Origin of the sequence: Bradyrhizobium shewense, assembly GCF_900094605.1 — a bacterium.
GTDB classification, from domain to species: Bacteria; Pseudomonadota; Alphaproteobacteria; order Rhizobiales; family Xanthobacteraceae; genus Bradyrhizobium; species Bradyrhizobium shewense.
In genome coordinates this window covers 53,904-70,438 of record NZ_FMAI01000003.1, presented here as the reverse complement: position 1 = coordinate 70,438, position 16,535 = coordinate 53,904, and the positions used below count along the sequence as shown (strand labels likewise).

The window sequence follows — 16,535 nt, the reverse complement described above, 5'->3', positions numbered from 1 at the left end:
CCGTGTTGCAGTTGAGTGGCCACACACTCGCTGATTTTCTTCGCTGATGGTCCGCAGTTTCAAAGATATGCCGTGTAAGAGCTGACCCAAACCAGTATCGACATGATCAGCCCCACGACGCCCGCGTTCTCAGCGAAGATCGTCGCCGTTCCGGGCATCCCGAGCCTTAGCCGACTCCGGTCAACGTCATTCGGCACTGAAATAGCCGCCGGGTAGGCTTTGACGCCGCCGATCGAGCCGACCTTAGCAAGCGTGCCCGAAACCGCTATCTCGCCTTGTCCGACACCCTGCGGAATTCCTGTGACTGTCGCATCGTGGATACGGCCTGGATCGTCGTCGAACACTAGCTTGACGGCGGCACCGGGCTTGATCGTCCGGAATCCATTCGGGGAGAACATGCCAACGAGGGTGATGTCGTTGCTGATAATGAAGGACATAACGGCCTTGTGCTGTCCTGCACGATCACCGACGGAGAAAGCCATGACTGTGACATAGCCATCGCCAGGCGCGCGAATGGTTGTCTGGTCGAGCTCCCATTTGGCTTGGTCGAGCTGCGCCTGGATTTCTGCGACCGTGGTGTTGACGCCGCCGATTTCGGCATCCATCGCGAGTTTGGCGCTTTGCTGAGCCGCCTTTGCTGCCAACAATTGAGCGCTGACGGTCTCCTGCTGGACCTGGGTGTCTTGCAGACGGAATTCACTCTGTGCCCCGTCACTTGCCATCTGCACGTAATCGTTTAGCCGCTTGTCGTGATATGCGAGCTGCTTGGTCAATCCCTCAACATTCGCGCTCGCCTGCGCATAGCTGGCCTTGAGCTGCAGGACCTGCTGTTTGGCCCCGGCGAGCGACGCTTCCAGTTGGTCGACCTTGAACTGAAATGGCGCAGGATCAATTCGAAACAATGTGACGCCGGCTTTGACCGGCGCGTTCGGCTTGACAGGTATCTCAATCACCTGACCTGAGACGTTGGGCGTGACCTCGACGACCCGAGAGATCACCACAAAGCTTCCCGACGGCGTGAGATAGTTGAACATCGCCAGAAATGTCGCAAGGATTAGTCCACCAATGAGCACGGCAACCGTGCCGGAGGCCCAGCCCCATCTGACCAGCTTCAGCTTGGAGAAGATGAGCCACACTAAAAGGAGATAAAGGGTCAGGATGATTAGCATGGCAGAACCCCCACCGGTCCCAAGTCCCTTGCCGGCGGTCGATCAGGACCCACCACCGGCAAAGTCTCCTCTTATGCGCCCACCTTCTTAGCCGGCGGTATCGTCCATGTGCCATTGATAATTGATGGATCAGTCTCCTGCGGCCAGTACATGCGCAGCATGAGAATGAAATCTCCTTCCGGTGCCGGAAGCCAATTGGACTCCTTGTCCTTACCTGGCGACTCCTTCTGAATGTATAGGTCGGTCGATCCGTCCGGATTCTCCTTCAGACTCTCTCTCGCGCTCACGGAAAACCGATTGATCGGATTCTTCACGAAGAAGTAGCCGCTATCGTACATGGTGAGCGACCAGAACCCTTCGGCCGGCGGCAGGTGGCCCTTGGGAAATCTCATGACGTACTTGTTCGCGCCGTTGTATTTGTGACCATTCTCGTCCTTCTGTGATGTCGGATAGACGGCGTCCTGCGGACGGTTGGCTCCAAGTCCGATCGCGGTCACCAAGGCTCGCATCAAATAGTCGGTGCCATAGATACCGGTTTTGGTCGTGAAGGCAAAACCGTTCTCATCCCTGATTGCCTTGTTGATCTTGAACTGAATCATGATGCGGTCGAAGGACAATTCCGGCACCCGCTTCAAGAAGTCAGCCTTAAGCTTGCTTTCGTCGAAATCTTGGCCCGGAACGATGCCAATTCGAGCGAACTTGGCGAGCTGGGGTGCATCTGCCGCATACGGCGGATTGGTCTTCATGAGTTCGCACAGCAGCTTGAAGTAGGACACCGCATCCAAGCGATTAACCTGCTCGCGGACTGCCGTCTTCATGTCGATTGAAGGATCGACCTTCCCGGGGGGAGGAGTGTAGGGCTTGCCGTATGCGCTCAGGGGGACGAGCTTGCATTCGTCCTGCAGCTTGTGCACGGCCGCGTAGTCTTCGGGCGTGCCCGTACAGTAGATTCGACCAAGCAACCAAACGATGTTGGTCTGTGATTTGTATTCCTTGACACCTTCAGGCAGCGTGCCTTTCCAGCCAGGGCCCGTGATTGCATAAGTCTGGGCGACTGTCCCTGTGGTGCGCTTACCCGGCACCTGAAAAACGGTCGTCCAGCCGTCGAGCATCGGCATGAGGAAATATCGTCCTTTCATGTCCGGTATGCTGAGAATCCATGGTTCCTTGCCGACATCGAGGAAAGAAGTCGTATACAGGGTGTCGGCGTTCGGCGCGGTGACGTCCCGGAACGAAGCGTCGGGATATTGGCGTAGCTTGATGATTTGCCCCATGGGGCCGCGCGTGCCGACGGGTTCGGCAACGTTGGTAATAATGCGGCGCGTCATCTCCATTGTTACCAAGGGGTAGCCGAAGATGTAGGCATCGCTCGCAAGCCAAAAATCCTCTAGGCCTTCACCTACGCCGAGAAACGCTCCCTCCTCGGCAAACGCTGAAGGCGCAATCGCCGCGCTGCTCAGCAATCCAATTCCGGCGAGCGCTAGGTTACGACGCGTAATATTCATAGTTTTGGTCTCCTCTGACTTGATCACTAGCTGTTAGATTTTGCATCACGGTTGCATTTGGATTCCGAGCTTTGCTCGCATGTCCTTGAAGACCACTGCGATCGCTTCGATGATGAGTCGATCGGGATTGGTCTTGCAGTATTGAATGATTTCGTGCTCTGCCTCGCGCGACTTCCTGATGTCGAGGAAGTGCTTACGGGCCAATCCGTTGTACCAGCCGCTATACCAGGCGGTGAGAAGGTCGGCGTCGCCTTGCCAGGTCCCTGCCAGCTGTGCACATGTCAGCTTTTGGACATCGAGGTAGCCGTTCGCGTCTGCGTACGCGCTCAGGTCCGTCTGAGCCAGAACCCGTAGTGGCATCGCAAGGAATAGCGATGCCGCGAGGACGGTTGACCGCCTCATGCACATCTCCCAAGTAGTTTAAGAACTCTGAGAACGGAGACGCCGTTGTCCCCAACGCGGCATTGTCCGCTATCGAAATGCTCTAAGGCGACACGTTTCAATCAATAGCAGGGTGGGTACGGGTAGTATCCGCAACGGGGCGCGTAGTAGGGAGCGGCATAGGCCGCAGCGCCGAGAGCGGCCGCGCCGGCATAGGCGGCCCCCCGATAATAAGCGCCGCGCCAGGCTGTCCGGCGGGCGACGCCGGCAAAGGACAGCGGCGTGAAGGGACGGCCGATGATGTCGATGAAGACCGAAGCCGGCCCATCGGCTCCCGCGAGGTCACCTTCCAGGATATCGACATCAAATGTCAGCTTGTCACCCTCGAGCTTGGGCGACTTCAGGACGACGACTGCATCGGCGACGGAGACGCCCTCTTTCCTGAAGCCGGAGACGGTCGCGTTCGGCGGGTCCTTCGCAAAATTGTCGGTGCCGTTGCCCCAATCCTCGACGACGCGCGATGTGAGATCATGCCCGGCCGCCCGAACAGGCCGATCAGCGAACACGATCGCGGTCGGCGAAACTCCGGTCAGCACGAGCTTTCCGTCCTTGAGTGTCGCGCCGCGCGAATTCAGCACGAACAGGGACGGCACGACTTCCGGTTTGGCCTGACCGATCGACTTCTCAAGTGGGACATGCGGCTTGGGCTCGCCCGGCGATTGAGCAAGAAGCTTCTGCGGAAAAGTCAGTAAACCAGCGGCACAAACCGCCATTACCGCAAGGCGAACCGTCATGATCGTCTTCTCCATTTCAGGCCGATTGTTTTTTCAAACGGCACGCGAGCAATTCGCACGCAAAAATGAGTTACGACTAATCTCCAACAAGCCGCGTTGGCACTTCTCGTCAGCAGCGTCTGCTCCGCCGTTGACATAGATCAAAGGTTGAGCACTTACTCCGGCGACGCTTTCGCATTTCGCGCCAACAGAGCCCGCGCGTCTTGCCATTTCGCGCCAATTCGAAGAGGAATTATTCGGCAGCTGATCGACGGAGGCTGCGAGTGCCGGTCGCCCGTCCATGCTTGCGGCGAAGTTGCCGCCGTCGATAAACGATAGGTTGAGTTTTCATCAAACGCGCAAAAGCGCGGCTGAAGCTACTGGCGTTGGTATAACCGAGAGATTCTGCGATATCGGCCAAGCGCTTATCCGAACCAGCCAGCAGATGGCATGCGATCTCCAAACGGATTTCACTGAGCATCTTGCTGTGGCTGGTGCCCATGCGTTCGAGATGACGCTGCAATGTACGCCCGCTGAGTCCGAGCGTTTTGGCCGTACCATCCAAGGTTGCGTCACCATGTCGCAGCGATACGTTGATGGCGGCCCGGACCGCAGTGGATGAAGGCAAGTGAACTGCTCTCATCGTTCGTCGTCGGGCGTGAAGCCCATGCTCCCACAATGAAAAATCGAGCAATGAGACTAAGGGAAGATAAGGAAGCATCTGGCCAGTACGCGCCAGATTCTCGTCGAATGGAATGGGGCGAGATATCAAAGATTTTTGGGAGGACTGGCTTCAAGTCAAAGCAAGCCAAGAGCTTTGCAGTGGTGAAAGTGTCGAAGTACAACGGTTCCCGACGCGAGCATAGCGGCCCTGTCACCCTTGCGAAATACTGTACAACCAGCTTGCAATTGAACCGCAACCCATGCCGAAGATTCATCTGACGCGTTGTCAGCACCTCAGTCCATTCGCGGACATTCTGAATGGTGTTGGGGCACCAACGACTTCGCTACTTGAAAAGTTTCGGCTGCCCGGTTCGCTTGAGGAGAAAGCCGAACATTACATTCCGATTTTGCCAGCGATCGAATTTGCGGAGTTTGCCAGTCGGTCACAGGGCATTGATGATTTTGGATTCCAAGCAGCCCGGACGCTGCATTTTGGCCACCTCAGTGAGAGGACCCGAAATCTCGTCCGCCATTCTCCGACATTACGCGTGGCGCTAGAACAGGCCTGCAAGTGGGCTTCGCTCGAAGATACAAATCTAAGCAACTGGATCGAACACCACGGCGATCATATCCGGTATTGCAGCAGGCTTGCCGGTACTAAGGGGCTTCAGCATCTCGAACATTCTCAGTGGCTTCAAAACGTCTTTCCCATTTACATCGTCCGCGAATTTGCCGGAATGCATTGGGCACCTGCAACGATCGCATTTGAAGCTCATTACGTGCCGGGCATGGCATGTCAGTCTTTCTGGCCAACGTCTAAATTTCTGGCAGGTCAGGAGGCATCGTGGATCGACGTGCCCGCTTCGCTTCTGGCCCTTTCCAACAGAGCGAACGAGCGCCATCCTGCACTGACCAGCGATCACATCGCGTCTTCGAGCCTCGACTTCATCCAAACGCTGAAGCTGATGCTTCCATCATACCTCGATGAGCGGCCTCCTGTGCTTGCGGAAATCGCGGAAATGGCAGGTGTGAGTGCACGCAGCCTTCAGCGCAAGCTGTCTCTCGCAGGCGTCACCTATTCTGGCTTGCTCGATGCGATAAGGTTTGAGAAGGCAAGGAAGCTCCTGCGGGACACGGATTCCAAAATCATTGAGGTTGCGTTCGCTTCTGGTTATACGGATCCCGCTCACTTCACCCGCGCCTTCCGCAGAGTTGCCGGCGTAACGCCAGGGCAATTCCGCGAGCAATGGAAGCCTCGATAACAGAGCTTCTATAAACCTATATCCCCATTAATGTGTGCTTTGGGTCACAAGCAGCGGTCGCCCAATCGGTCAGACCGTGTCGGCTACCCTCGAACAGCAGACATGACGATGGCTCTCTCGGTGCTCAGTTCGAAGCCGCTAACAGACCGTGTTCCGACGACGGAGTACGGTCTGCTCACCGACGTGAGCGGTGGCATTCTCAGCGGCTGCAGACGCATCACCGACGTTAACCCTGTTGGCAAATGGTTGGCCGCACGCCGGCTGCCGCCGACAAGTTGCCTTATTGCAGCGGAGAATTTTCAGCGGCACTAACCCGGGTTAGAGGCGCTTTATGCTGAAAATGGCGTTGTTGGGCCTCCTCATCCTGTTGAGCGCAGGCGTGCTGTCGGCAATGGAGCTGAGCGCTCCACCGCGTCGCGCCGTCGCGATCGCCCCGCCGCTTGCCGAGCAGAGCGCAAGCGTCTCTGCGTCACATGACGCGTTGCCGAAGGCCGATCGCCTCGAGGTTGCCGTTGTGAGCAGCGCGATGGCGACACAGGTTGCTCCGGTCGAGAACCCCGTTGCTCCGCAAGACATCCAAGTCGGTTCGACAGCGCTGGAACCGATCGTCCGTCATCGGCGCGATGCGAAGACGATCGCGACCGCCGAACGCCCCAAGCCGAAGCCAAAGGCAATTGTTGCCAAGCGAACTGCCAATGCTCAGCGTGCAAAGGCCGCCAGCGAGACCGAGCCCTGTCGACTCAAGGCGTTCGGCGGCCTACTCAAGGCATTGAATTTGACCGGTTGCGAAATCTGAGGCCGCTTCCGGGCACGACAGATCAAAGTCGAAAGACCTGACGTCGTGGTGCGAACCCGGGCCTGCTTCCTCCTGGAGGCACTTACGGGCACACGCCTTGCCGCTATTTTCCCTCGGCCAACGTCTCGCAAATTCTTCCGGTCATGCATACCTAGCCCTCATGAAGAAAATCGGCTTCCTCTCCTTCGGACATTGGACCCCCTCGCCGCAATCGCAGACCCGCTCGGCGGCGGACACGCTGCTGCAATCGATCGAGCTTGCCGTCGCGGCCGAGCAGCTGGGCGCGGACGGCGCCTATTTCCGCGTGCATCATTTCGCGCGCCAGCTCGCTTCGCCCTTCCCGCTGCTCGCCGCGGTCGGCGCCAGGACCAGCACAATCGAGATCGGCACCGCCGTGATCGACATGCGCTATGAGAATCCGCTCTACATGGTGGAGGACGCTGGAAGCGCCGATCTCATCGCCGGCGGACGGCTGCAGCTCGGCATCAGCCGCGGCTCGCCCGAGCAGGTGATCGACGGCTGGCGCTACTTTGGTTATCGCCCGGCCGAGGGCCAGAGCGATGCCGACATGGGCCGGCGCCACGCGGAAGTCTTTCTCGACCTGCTCCGGGGCGAAGGCTTTGCCGAGCCCAATCCGCAGCCGATGTTTCCTAACCCGCCGGGGCTACTGCGCCTGGAGCCGCATGCGCAAGGCCTGCGCGAGCGGATCTGGTGGGGCGCCGGCTCGAACGCCACCGCGGTGTGGGCGGCAAAGCTCGGCATGAATCTGCAGAGTTCGACGCTGAAGAACGACGAGACCGGCGAAGCCTTCCATGTGCAGCAGGCCGCGCAAATCCGTGCCTATCGCGGGGCGTGGAAAGAGGCCGGCCACAGCCGCGAGCCTCGCGTCTCCGTCAGCCGCAGCATCTTTGCACTGATCGACGATCGCGACCGCGCCTATTTCGGCCGGGAGCGCGGAGGCGAGGACCAGATCGGCTTCATCGACCCGCAGACCCGGGCGATCTTCGGCCGGAGTTATGCCGCCGAGCCCGATGCGCTGATCGAGCAGCTACGCCAGGACGAGGCGATCGCGGAGGCAGACACGCTGCTGTTGACGATCCCGAACCAGTTAGGGGTCGATTACTGCGCGCATGCGATCGAGGCGATCCTGAAGCACGTCGCACCGGCGCTGGGGTGGCGGTGACATGAGCTGGCGCGGCACGACCAGAAGTCGCGATTGACTTCGTCCACCACCCCCGCCAATGATCCCCCGGGGACTGTTGGACTGAATCAGGGGGTTGGAATGGGCTTGCGTCCGGGGATTTTCGTTGCGGCTTTCCTGCTTGCGGGGTGTGCGTCAGGGCCGATGGGCAGCACGGCTCTGACGGATAACGTCAAGTCGAATACTGCGCGACTGGTGGTCTATCGCTCATCCGCTCTGGGTTTCGCGATCCAACCAAGCTATTCGGTCGATGGACGCTCCGTTGGAGGCAGTCAGGCTGCAGGTTTCTTGGCCTGCGACCTGCCTCCGGGCCGCCACGAGGTTGCGGTCAATAATCTTCCGCTGAGCAGCAATCTGTTCGGACAGGGAAGCGAGAAAGTGAGCCTCGATCTGCGCGCCGGCAGCACCACCTACCTCTCCGCCCAGCCACAGATGGGAATCATCACGCCGGGTGCAATCACGTTGATCCAGGTCGCGGAAAGCCAAGGCCGTGCCGATGTCGCCAGCTTGCATCAGAGCAACAGCTCATGTGGCAAGGCGTGATCTGAGGCGCTCCGCGTTCTTCTGAGGAGCCCGCCCAAGCGGACGTCTCGAAGGATGGCCGCACGAGACTGCTTTCGAATCTGGTTTGCCAGCCGCCTCTGCCTCACCCCGTCTTCGTCCCCGTGATCACCGCCAGCGCCTCGACGAGGCGGTCGAGATCGGCCTCATCGGTAAAGAGCGCAGGCGTCACGCGGATGCATTGGCCCCTGGCGACGCCGGCCCGGCGCACCGTCATCACCTTGTGGCTGTCCCGCAGCTTCACCACGATGGCCTCGTTGTCGGCCTTGCTGGTCTTGCCGGCGAGACGGAACGACGTGATCGCGCCGTATGAGCCGACCTCGTCGGGCGTCAGGATCTCGATGTCCTTGAATCCACGGGCGCGGCTCACCCAATAGTCGCGCAAATGGCGTAAGCGGGCCTGCTTTGCAGCGGCGCCGATCTGCTGATGCAACGCCACGGCCGTCGGCACCGTCAGCACCGTGGCGAAATTGACCGTGCCGGTGTGAACCCGCGAGCGGATATCGGCCTCCGCAAAATCCTCGTCACCCATGTCGCGGTCGATGGCGGCGAGGCGGTCATTCCTGATGTAGAGGAAGCCCACGCCGAGCGGCGCGCCGATCCATTTGTGCAGATTGAAGCCGACGAAATCGGCATCGAGCTCACCGACCCGGAAGTCGATCTGCCCCCAGGAATGCGCGGCGTCGACGATGATGTCGATGCCCTTGGCCTTCGCCATGCGGGCGATCTCGGCGATCGGCATGACGAAGCCGGTGCGGTGGCTGACATGGGTCAGGAGCAGAAGTCGCGTCTTCGGGTTCGCCTCGATGGCGCGGGCATAGGCGTCGAGCACCGCCTGGCGGGTGGCGGGCTCCGGCACGTCGAACTTGACCACGTCGACGCCGCGGCGCCCCTTCAGCGCGTTCATCGCATACTGCATCGAATCATAATCGAGGTCGGCATAGAGCACGGCATCGCCGGGCTTCAGCCTGTTGTAGCCGCCGATGAGGAGCTGCAGCGCTTCGGTCGCACCGCGGGTGAGTGCGATCTCCTCGGTTGCCGCGCCGACCGCCTCCGCCACCTTGGCACGCACCGCCTCAAAATCCGCGCCTGCGCGCTGCCGCGCGTAATAGGTGTTCTGAAAGTTGATCATGTCGGACTGGCGGATGAACTCGCGCCGCACGGGCTCGGCCATGATACCCCAATAGCCGTTCTCGAAATTGACGACATCGGGCGTCACGGCATAGAGCCCCTTCACGGCGGCCCAATAGGCCTTGTCGGCGGCGATCGCGGCGGCCGAACCGGTCGGCTGCGCCGGAAGGCCCTCGGCCGCCATCGCCGGCGCCGCAAGCGGCGCCATGGCTGCGGCCGCGAGGCCCTTGAGGATCGACCGGCGGTCGGACGAAATGGTCTTGGTCAGATGCATATATCAGCCTCCACGATGCGCGGCGAAAGGAGCAGCGATCAGTAGAGCGCGAATGACAAGGCGATGACAGTTCGATGATGCTGCCGGGCGAGGCAATCGTGCTCCTGGCGTGATCGATTCACCTGCACGTTCGGGCACAGCCCATGGCGCGAAGCCCGGCCATGGTCGCCTGGACAAACGTCAACCACCTAGCGCCAGGCTCGCAATCTGGTGCCTGAGTGAGTTCGGGCAGCTTTTTATGGCGCCCGTCTAGTCGGCGCTCAGGCTGTGGCTGATCCGTGTGACGACGCGGTCCCATTGCCGCTTTTCGGCCGCGGGATAATTGATAAGCACGCAGTGGACATAGCCGCGCGAAAAGTTGCAGCGGTCGTACCAGATCGTATCCCGCTTGATGCTGGAGACGACGAAGAAATTTGGGGCAACCCGCTTGTAGATGATGCCGGACGGCGGACTCTTCCTGGCCAGGAATGCAGCCGGGGAAAGACCTTGGCCGTTGGAAACGGCCTGTACGGTGAGATCGGCCCTGCCGTCGGAGGTGCGAAATTGCTGGCCGTAGCCATCGGGCTTGCCGGCCATCTCCTTGAAGAGCGAAGCGGGAATGTCCACCGAGGTCCCGGTCTCGGCGATGCGGTAAGTCGTCCAGCTGTCTGCTTGGGCGGCAGACAGAGTGGCAAGCATCGCGACAATCGCAACAGAGGTCGTCCTCATGTCCGCCTCATCACTCGCGCGGCATCAGTTGCAGCTCCATCAAGGCGATCCTTTGCAGGTCGGCGACGTTGCGCTCGCCCGCGCCGGCCGTGCGCAGGATGGATTCGGCGAGCATGTTGACGTGCGACGCTTGCACCGGCTCCGGCAGGCTCGCAACCGCGGCTTCCAGGGCGCTCGTCATGATCGCGATCACCTCGGGTGAAAATTCAGCGTTGGAGAAATTCTTCATCGTGCGGACCGGCCGCTCATGCGACACACGGGACCAACGCCGGGAAAAATCGGAAGTTCCTGCGTCAGAACGTTCAGGTGTGGGCGCCTGGCGCTGAGCTACGCCACGGGCTGGTAGCGCGTGAGGTGCCTCAACTCCGCCCGCTCGCTGGCGGCACTCTGCGTTCTCACATGGCTGCCGATGACGAGGCCAGCGAGCGAGAGCATGAGCCCCAGCGCGAGCGGCGCGAACATAGCCTCTTCCTGGAACAATCCGTTGAGCAGCACGACCATGACGCCAAAGCCGGCGAGACCCTGCGTCAGATATCCCGATGACGCGTACAGGCGCCAGGCCTTGAGCGCCATCGCGAAATAGAAGGCCAGCAGCACGAAGGCGCCAACGCCCATCTGGTACAAGAGCACGCCGATCGCGCTCTCGACGGCGCCATCGATCGTTCCGGCCGCCTGTGCGGCACTCCAGTCGATGGAAAAATAGCTCTCCGACAAATTGCCACCAATGCCGAGGCCCCGGCCGAAAGGTCTCTGCACGAATCCGTCCAAACCACCCATCAGTCCAATGACGTGATAGTCGCCGATCTGCAGCCCGAGGCGGATCGCCAGAACCGCGAAGGCGGCCATGCCGAGGAAGCCGAGCAACAACGTCGCCACGGCGCCGATCAGACGGGTCGCGATCCAGGCCGCGACCACGAAGATCACCACGATGAGCGCGCCCTTCACGCTGCAAAAGATCAGCAGCGGCAATGCTGCGAGGGCCAGCAACGGCCGTCCCACCGAGAACAGGAACAGGGCGAGAAAGCCGACGCCGTAGGCGAAGCTGATCGGATGCATGTTCGGACCGTTGATGCGCAGCATCTTCGACAGGCCGAACCCTTCGAGCAAGGGCGTGTTCAGAAAATCGAAGCTGAAGCGGTCCTTGAGGTCGACGGGCACGTTGCCGGTGGCCCGCATCTGGGCTTCCCAGACACCCGAATGGGTCGCCTTGAGCTCGTCGAAACCCCAGAACGTATAGCTGTTGGTGATGGCCAGCCAGAGATCGCGGAAGACGAGTTCGACATACCCGCACAGCAGAAGGATGACCGCGAGCGTCACCAGGAACGGCGTGATGCGCACCTCATAGGTCGCGGCCGTCAGAAGCGAGAGCTGGAACAGGAACAGCGGCAGCACGATATTGCGCAGATAGACCGCCGCCGGCTGTCCGTCCTGGATGAAGCCGATCGCGAAATACAGCGACACCACGGCCAGGGTGACGACACCCCAGCGCATGATCTGGTTCACCTCAGCCGATTGATTCCTCTGGCCCAGCACGTAAAGGCCGAACGTCGCCAGCCACATCACGGAGCAGACGAGGAAATTGTAGCCCTTGATGAAGTCGAGATCGGACGGCAGCGGGACCAGCGGCGACAGGATCGAGACGAACAGGTTCTGGAAGAACAGGACGAAGATCGCGATGGCCGGCGCGTAGGTCGGGACCGCCAGCACGATGGCGATGCCGATGAGGACCTCGACCACAATGGCCAGGGCCGGATAGGCCAAATGCAGGACCGGAGCAAAGCCGATCGCTGCCATGGCGATGCAGAGGGTCGGGAGCAGCTCGCGCCAAGCCGGCGGCGACAGCTCGGCCGGCACGGTCTGAACCTGGGTTAAGTCCCCGGCACCCATCAATCGTCCTTTGGCAGCGCGCGTCGATCACGATAGCGGGCCGATGTGTAAGGATTCGTTAACGATAGCGAACCGGCGCGATGTCAGCGCCGGGCGGGCCGAGTTGCGCCGCCGAGCAGCGCCCGCATCACGTCGGGATCAGGCCTGCCGGTGCTGCGATCGACGAGGCCAAAGCCCTGCGCCAGCTCCCAATGCGTCCAGCCCCAGCAATGCTCCCTTGCATAAGCGGTGACGTCCGCCAGCCAGCGTAACCGGCTTTGTCTCGGCGCTCCGGCTTTCAGCACGCCGAACTCGTTGACGATGATCGGCCGCTTGAACTGCTGCTGCCATGCGAGCGCCGGTGCGAGCCAGCGATCGGCGCCCGGCTTGTCCTTGGCGGCGGCAATCGCAGTGTCGAGCATGCCGAGCGTCTTGGTCGCGCCTCTCGCCTGCAGATCCTGGCGCAGCGCCTGCACTTTGGGATCGCCGGCGTTGATCGGATAAGGCAGATCCATGATGTCGTGCAGCGGATCCTGCGCATCCCAGTGGGCCTGATGGGTGAACACCATGGGATCATAGAAGTGGATGGCATAGACGATGTCGGGATCCTCCAGCGGACGAAACCGTGGCAGCGAATCCGCACGCTGCCAGTTGACCGGACCGACAATGAGGGTGGTGGCGGGAAGCAATTTGCGGACGAAGCCGGCGAGCGTCTCGACCTGCCTCTGCCATGTGTCGGCGTCGATATCGGGCTCGTTGAGCAGCTCGGCGAAGACGCGATCCGCCGGATAGGAGCGGATGACCTGGGCAAGACTGCTCCAGGCGTCCTGCATCTCGCGCAGCGCCGCATCCGCATCTTCCTTGTGCAGGCGATTGAAACGCTCGCCGGGATGAAGGTCGACGGACGTGGCATAGCCGAGTGCGGTGAGCTGCTTCAGCGCCTTGTCGAGCATACGCAGCGTCTCGTCGCGCTCGGCCTTTGCAGCGAAACGAGGCATCACGCGCTCGGCCGGCACCGGCAACCGGACGTGAGTCATTCCAGCGCGGCGCAATTGCTGCAGCAGTTCGCGGCTTGGCACCTCACCGTTGATCCAGCCGTCGGCATTGAAGCCGCGCGACAATGCGGCGAGCCTCGCCGGCGCGACAGTCTGCGGCAAGGGCACGCAAGTGTTGGCGAATGCCGGCGGTCCGAACGAGATCGACAGGAGCATCGCCGCAGTCAGCAGACGACGGCGCGCCGCTGTCATCGTCAAACCGCAAGACCCAATGCGCCGCCCTCGGGGTGAGGCGCCGTCGAGCCCGCAGGCGCGTGATTGACGACCAGACCCGTCGGCACGGCCTCATACCGCGACAGCGCCGCGGTCACCCGGCGCATTGCCGCCGAACCGAGCTCGCCGGCACGCGCCACCAGCACGATCAAATCCGCATGCGCCGCCAGCGCGATGGCGTCGGGCTGCAAGGCGAGATCGCCGGCGTGGACGATGATCAGATCGAACTCCGAACGAATATCGTCCTCGGGCCTCGCATCGGCCTTTCGGCCAGCACTGAGAAGCTCGTCGATCGACTGAAGTCCCGCCGTGGTCGAGCCGTCGTTCCATTCGGTCACCGGCGGCTGGTGACCTGCGAATTCCGGCTGCAGCCGGATCAATACGCTCATCATGCCTCTGTTCACGGCGGCGCGATTGAGCGAGCGCGCGACGGTGTTGCCGCCGGCGCTCTTGCCGACCGACAGCACGAGGGCGACCTTGCAACCGCGCACCGGCACGCGATCGATCCGCTCGAGCAGCGGCCGCAGATAGGCGCCGAGATCGAGCTCGGCCGAGGCGACGATCGGTCTTTGCCAGACGGTGTTGGTCCCGGCTCCGGACGAAAGATCGGGGATGCGGGCCCAGACAGGAAGGCGCGGCATCGCCTCGGGCCGGGGCGCGGCAGCGGCGGAAGGCTGGACTTGAGTTTGGGCTTGCTGCTGGACTTGCCGGCCTTGCGTGTCCTCTGCCGCCGCGTGCAGGGCAGCCTCGGCAGGCGCAGGCCCGCCGGACATGCTCGTCATCGCCGCAATGGCGGCGGTCGATGTCAGCAGCGAGCCGATCGCCAGCGCCGCCAGCAGCAGAGCGAGCGGCGGACGCGTCGAGCGCAGCGGCGGAATGGCGGGCGAAGCGATCTTGGTCTGGGAGTTTTGCAGCTGACGCTGCTCATTGGTCGTCTTGAACCGCGACAGGAACTGCTCGTAAATGTTCCTGTTGGCATCGGCGTCGCGCTGCAGCTCCTGCAACTTCACCAGCGCCTGGCCGTCGACCAGCATCTGCGTCTCGACCGCCTTGAGCTGCTTTTCCAGCGCGTTCTGCTGCTCCAGCTGAGCCTCATATTCGGACTTCGCCGTGTCGATGTTCTTTTTCCGCTCGACCTCGATCTGCCGGTTGATATCGGCCAGCTGGCTGTAGGAGATCGCGAGGTCGGGATGGCGGTCGCCGTACACCGCCTTCTTCTGCGCGATCTGGTCATTCAGCGTCGAGCGCTGCGCGCGCAGCATGCTCAACAGGTCCTGCTTCACCGGCCCCTCGACATTGGCCTTGAGATCGCGTTGCACCTGCTCGTAGCGCGCCTTGGCTTCCTCGGTGCGAAGACGGGCGGCGGAGACCTGCTGATTGAGATCGGTCACCCGCAATTGCTGCGTGGTTGAATCCTTGCCGGCATTGAGGATCTTGTGCTCGAGCCTGAAGGCGGCGACGGCGTCTTCCGATGCGCGCAGCCGCTCGTTCAACGTGTTCAGCCGGTTCTTGAGCCAGTCGGCCGCCTCGTCCGTGGCCTCGGTGCGGACGCGGCCCTGGCTGGCAACGAACGCCTCGGCGATGGCATTGGCGTAGTAAGCGGCCCGCTCGGGGCGGTTCGAGGTGAAGGAAATCGCAATGACGTAGGTGAGCCCGCGCCGCGTGATCTCGAGGCGGTTGCGGAATTTCTCGAGCAGGCGCGTCATGTCGGTATAGCCGCCCGCGATATCATCGTCATCGGCGATCTTGAGCTGCTCGATCAGGGGGCGGAGAAAGCCGTCCGATTTGGCGATCTCGATCTGGCTCTGAAGCGCCGCGGCGTCCTGGCCGATGCCCGGCAGCACCTCCTGATCCGAGGTCACGCGCAGCTCCCGGGGATCGAGCACGACCAGGGCGGTCGCGGCGTACCGGACCGGCAGAATCATCAGAACGACGGCGCCGAGGACAAACAGCGCCACCGCCAGCGTCAGAATGCGCCGGCCGTTCTCGCGCAGGAAAGCGAGCACACCGGTGACGGTCAGCGATCCCTTGATCAGCGCCGGCGCGGCGCCGTCAGGTTTCATCCGCGCAGCCCGCGGCGCTTCCCACGAAGCCGCAGGCTCCGTCGGGGCGATGCTTCGCGGAGTTGCGCGGCTACCGAACGCCATGGGCTCGACTCGAAATCAACTGACAGTCACAAGTTCAGAGGCTTTCGACACCGTAAATATCCATGGTTAACCGGCGGTTACGGCCAGCGTGCGAAGCCGTCATGGTAAAACCTGAGAACAGGCCCGTTCAGGCGGAAAAGAACGGCTTGGATGGTCTGCGTGCCGGGCCTGCCGCACTGGCAGCCAGCGGCGCCCTCGGCGTGGCCGGCCCCGCGCGCTCGACATCGCCAAGCAGGCAGGACCGCAAGGTTTCGATCTCCGGACAATCGGCAGTGCCCAGCGGTCCGATCAGGAAGCCGCTCTCCAGGGGCTCGCATTTGTAGCCGGGACAGCGTTGCACCCTGTCCGCAATCACGACGTCGACCTTGCCTTCGAGCAGCTCGTGCAGCCCCGCCGGCTGGCTGATGCGAATGGCGAGCTGGGGCTCGGCCCGGCGGAACTGCGCCAGGCGCGCCCGCAACGCATCGACCGCAAAACTGGCGTGGAGCCCGATATGCAGCAGGCTTGTGACGCCCTCGGGCTTGAGCTCGGCGGTGGCCTCGGCAAGGCAACGAAAGGCGTCACGAACCCGCGCCAGATAGGTTTCGCCGGCAGAGGTCAGAATGATCTGCCGCGTCCGTCGCTCGAACAGCTGCACGCCCAGCCGCTCCTCCAGCAGGCGGACTTGCTGGCTGACCGCACCGGCCGTGACGTGCAGCTCATGAGCGGCTTGCTTGAAGCTGAGATGGCGGGCGGCGGCCTCGAAGGCGCGCAGGGCATTGAGTGGCGGCAGCAGATACGTCATGGCCGGCTCCGGGCGATGCGGGAAGGCCGGGAGGATGCATGAGTTT

At 61.8% G+C, this 16,535-nt stretch carries 16 protein-coding genes; 4 read left to right on the top strand and 12 right to left on the bottom strand.

The window, feature by feature from the left end:
- Positions 1-59 precede the first annotated feature (59 nt).
- The 5 genes from GA0061098_RS07240 to GA0061098_RS07220 all read right to left on the bottom strand — a co-directional run bounded on the left by GA0061098_RS07240 (position 60) and on the right by GA0061098_RS07220 (position 4,456).
- The gene (locus GA0061098_RS07240) at positions 60-1,169 is read right to left on the bottom strand and encodes an HlyD family secretion protein (RefSeq protein ID WP_091955553.1); all 1,110 of its coding nucleotides are present in this window, start codon (positions 1,167-1,169) and stop codon (positions 60-62) included.
- Between the two features lie 71 nt (positions 1,170-1,240).
- The gene (locus GA0061098_RS07235) at positions 1,241-2,674 is read right to left on the bottom strand and encodes a DUF1254 domain-containing protein (protein ID WP_091956012.1); all 1,434 of its coding nucleotides are present in this window, start codon (positions 2,672-2,674) and stop codon (positions 1,241-1,243) included.
- Positions 2,675-2,719: 45 nt separating this feature from the next.
- The gene (locus tag GA0061098_RS07230) at positions 2,720-3,076 is read right to left on the bottom strand and encodes an HdeA/HdeB family chaperone (RefSeq protein ID WP_091956011.1); all 357 of its coding nucleotides are present in this window, start codon (positions 3,074-3,076) and stop codon (positions 2,720-2,722) included.
- A 101-nt stretch (positions 3,077-3,177) separates the two neighbouring features.
- A complete protein-coding gene (locus GA0061098_RS07225) occupies positions 3,178-3,708 on the bottom strand; it encodes a hypothetical protein (RefSeq protein WP_091956010.1) in 531 nt (176 codons plus the stop codon).
- A 373-nt stretch (positions 3,709-4,081) separates the two neighbouring features.
- Positions 4,082-4,456, bottom strand: coding sequence for a helix-turn-helix domain-containing protein (locus GA0061098_RS07220; protein WP_245323182.1), 375 nt, complete (start codon positions 4,454-4,456; stop codon positions 4,082-4,084).
- Positions 4,457-4,751: 295 nt separating this feature from the next.
- Here GA0061098_RS07220 and GA0061098_RS07215 point away from each other — a divergent pair, with 295 nt between their 5' ends.
- The 4 genes from GA0061098_RS07215 to GA0061098_RS07200 all read left to right on the top strand — a co-directional run bounded on the left by GA0061098_RS07215 (position 4,752) and on the right by GA0061098_RS07200 (position 8,293).
- Positions 4,752-5,753 (top strand): helix-turn-helix transcriptional regulator, encoded by a 1,002-nt coding sequence (locus GA0061098_RS07215; RefSeq protein ID WP_091955548.1) that lies wholly within the window; start codon positions 4,752-4,754, stop codon positions 5,751-5,753.
- Positions 5,754-6,084: 331 nt separating this feature from the next.
- The gene (locus tag GA0061098_RS07210; RefSeq protein ID WP_091955546.1) at positions 6,085-6,549 is read left to right on the top strand and encodes a hypothetical protein; all 465 of its coding nucleotides are present in this window, start codon (positions 6,085-6,087) and stop codon (positions 6,547-6,549) included.
- 160 nt (positions 6,550-6,709) lie between these two features.
- Positions 6,710-7,732 (top strand): LLM class flavin-dependent oxidoreductase, encoded by a 1,023-nt coding sequence (locus GA0061098_RS07205; protein ID WP_091955544.1) that lies wholly within the window; start codon positions 6,710-6,712, stop codon positions 7,730-7,732.
- A 99-nt stretch (positions 7,733-7,831) separates the two neighbouring features.
- Positions 7,832-8,293 (top strand): DUF2846 domain-containing protein, encoded by a 462-nt coding sequence (locus GA0061098_RS07200; RefSeq protein ID WP_091955542.1) that lies wholly within the window; start codon positions 7,832-7,834, stop codon positions 8,291-8,293.
- Positions 8,294-8,396: 103 nt separating this feature from the next.
- On the opposite strand, the gene GA0061098_RS07195 is transcribed toward GA0061098_RS07200, so the two are convergent.
- The 7 genes from GA0061098_RS07195 to GA0061098_RS46935 all read right to left on the bottom strand — a co-directional run bounded on the left by GA0061098_RS07195 (position 8,397) and on the right by GA0061098_RS46935 (position 16,489).
- On the bottom strand, positions 8,397-9,716 hold the full coding sequence (locus GA0061098_RS07195; protein WP_091955540.1) for an aminotransferase class V-fold PLP-dependent enzyme: 1,320 nt from the start codon (positions 9,714-9,716) through the stop codon (positions 8,397-8,399).
- A gap of 249 nt (positions 9,717-9,965) precedes the next feature.
- Positions 9,966-10,424: a hypothetical protein gene (locus GA0061098_RS07190; protein ID WP_091955537.1), complete on the bottom strand. Its 459-nt coding sequence runs from the start codon at positions 10,422-10,424 to the stop codon at positions 9,966-9,968.
- A gap of 10 nt (positions 10,425-10,434) precedes the next feature.
- Entirely contained in the window at positions 10,435-10,605 is a 171-nt protein-coding gene (locus GA0061098_RS07185) for a hypothetical protein (RefSeq protein WP_409362465.1), read from the bottom strand.
- A gap of 146 nt (positions 10,606-10,751) precedes the next feature.
- Positions 10,752-12,311 (bottom strand): hypothetical protein, encoded by a 1,560-nt coding sequence (locus GA0061098_RS07180; protein WP_208610632.1) that lies wholly within the window; start codon positions 12,309-12,311, stop codon positions 10,752-10,754.
- 83 nt (positions 12,312-12,394) lie between these two features.
- Entirely contained in the window at positions 12,395-13,537 is a 1,143-nt protein-coding gene (locus GA0061098_RS07175) for a glycoside hydrolase family 5 protein (RefSeq protein WP_091955534.1), read from the bottom strand.
- 2 nt (positions 13,538-13,539) lie between these two features.
- Complete coding sequence (locus GA0061098_RS07170; RefSeq protein ID WP_091955531.1) at positions 13,540-15,705, bottom strand: GumC family protein; 2,166 nt, start codon at positions 15,703-15,705, stop codon at positions 13,540-13,542.
- Positions 15,706-15,832: 127 nt separating this feature from the next.
- Positions 15,833-16,489, bottom strand: coding sequence for a LysR family transcriptional regulator (locus GA0061098_RS46935; RefSeq protein WP_091955528.1), 657 nt, complete (start codon positions 16,487-16,489; stop codon positions 15,833-15,835).
- Between the last annotated feature and the right edge of the window lie 46 nt (positions 16,490-16,535).

Coding starts and splice junctions, on each gene's coding strand:
- GA0061098_RS07240 (WP_091955553.1), bottom strand. CDS start 1,169: ATGCTAATCATCCTGACCCTTTATCTCCTTTTAGTGTGGCTCATCTTC.
- GA0061098_RS07235 (WP_091956012.1), bottom strand. CDS start 2,674: ATGAATATTACGCGTCGTAACCTAGCGCTCGCCGGAATTGGATTGCTG.
- GA0061098_RS07230 (WP_091956011.1), bottom strand. CDS start 3,076: ATGAGGCGGTCAACCGTCCTCGCGGCATCGCTATTCCTTGCGATGCCA.
- GA0061098_RS07215 (WP_091955548.1), top strand. CDS start 4,752: ATGCCGAAGATTCATCTGACGCGTTGTCAGCACCTCAGTCCATTCGCG.
- GA0061098_RS07210 (WP_091955546.1), top strand. CDS start 6,085: ATGCTGAAAATGGCGTTGTTGGGCCTCCTCATCCTGTTGAGCGCAGGC.
- GA0061098_RS07205 (WP_091955544.1), top strand. CDS start 6,710: ATGAAGAAAATCGGCTTCCTCTCCTTCGGACATTGGACCCCCTCGCCG.
- GA0061098_RS07200 (WP_091955542.1), top strand. CDS start 7,832: ATGGGCTTGCGTCCGGGGATTTTCGTTGCGGCTTTCCTGCTTGCGGGG.
- GA0061098_RS07195 (WP_091955540.1), bottom strand. CDS start 9,716: ATGCATCTGACCAAGACCATTTCGTCCGACCGCCGGTCGATCCTCAAG.
- GA0061098_RS07190 (WP_091955537.1), bottom strand. CDS start 10,424: ATGAGGACGACCTCTGTTGCGATTGTCGCGATGCTTGCCACTCTGTCT.
- GA0061098_RS07185 (WP_409362465.1), bottom strand. CDS start 10,605: ATGACGAGCGCCCTGGAAGCCGCGGTTGCGAGCCTGCCGGAGCCGGTG.
- GA0061098_RS07180 (WP_208610632.1), bottom strand. CDS start 12,311: ATGGGTGCCGGGGACTTAACCCAGGTTCAGACCGTGCCGGCCGAGCTG.
- GA0061098_RS07175 (WP_091955534.1), bottom strand. CDS start 13,537: ATGACAGCGGCGCGCCGTCGTCTGCTGACTGCGGCGATGCTCCTGTCG.
- GA0061098_RS07170 (WP_091955531.1), bottom strand. CDS start 15,705: ATGGCGTTCGGTAGCCGCGCAACTCCGCGAAGCATCGCCCCGACGGAG.
- GA0061098_RS46935 (WP_091955528.1), bottom strand. CDS start 16,489: ATGACGTATCTGCTGCCGCCACTCAATGCCCTGCGCGCCTTCGAGGCC.